1 protein-coding gene is annotated in these 828 nt (G+C 72.7%); it reads right to left on the bottom strand.

The annotated features are described in order from the left end of the window. Window positions 1-828 (bottom strand): serine/threonine-protein kinase (locus tag CA984_RS44220; protein ID WP_133062005.1); only part of this gene is annotated, 828 nt, incomplete at both ends.

Below are 828 nucleotides of genomic sequence, written 5' to 3'. Positions count from 1 at the left end.
GTCGCGGCCGGGGCCCGCATCCGGATGGGGGCGGTGGGCTCGCCCGGGTCCGGGCCCGCGATCTGCGCTCCCTCGTTGAGGACGGCCGGCGACGCGTCCACGGTCTCGGGGTGGCCGAGCATCCGCAGCAGGATCTGGTCGGCCGAGGGCCGGACGGCGGGCGACTTGGCCAGAGCCGAGCGAACCGCGCCGCGCAGCGGCTCCGGCATGACGCCGACGTCCACCTCGTGGTTGAGGATGCGGTTCAGCACCACCGCGATCGAGTCGCCGGCGAAGACCGTCTCCCCGGTCGCGGCGAACGCGATCGTCGCCCCCCAGGCGAACACGTCGGTGTGCGGGCCGACGTCGGCGCCGGAGATCTGCTCGGGGGCCATGTAGGCGGGAGTGCCGATGGCCCGGCTGGTGATCGTGCCGGTGGAGTCGATGATGCGGGCGATGCCGAAGTCCACCACGCGGGGCCCGTCGGCGGCGATGAGCACATTGTCCGGTTTGAAATCGCGGTGCACGATCGCGGCGTGGTGGATCGCGGTGAGCGCGGTGGCCGTGCCGATCGCCAGCCGCTGCAGCGCCACCCCCTGGAACGGGCCGTCGGTCTCCACGACCTCCCGCAGCGACCTGCCCTCGATGTATTCGCTCGCGATGTAGGGGGTGTCGCCTTCGAGGTCGACGTCCACCACGCCCGCCGTGCAGAACGAGGCGACCCGCTGCGCGGCCCGCGCCTCCCGCGCGAACCGGGACCGGGCGATCGCGTCGCCGGAGAATTTCACGTGCAGCAACTTGATCGCCGCGCGCTCCCCCGACTCCTTCACCCCCAGGTAGACGACCCCC

The organism is Streptosporangium minutum (genome assembly GCF_002149035.1).
Classification (GTDB): Bacteria; Actinomycetota; Actinomycetes; order Streptosporangiales; family Streptosporangiaceae; genus Streptosporangium; species Streptosporangium minutum.
This window is presented reverse-complemented; position numbering and strand designations above follow the sequence as displayed.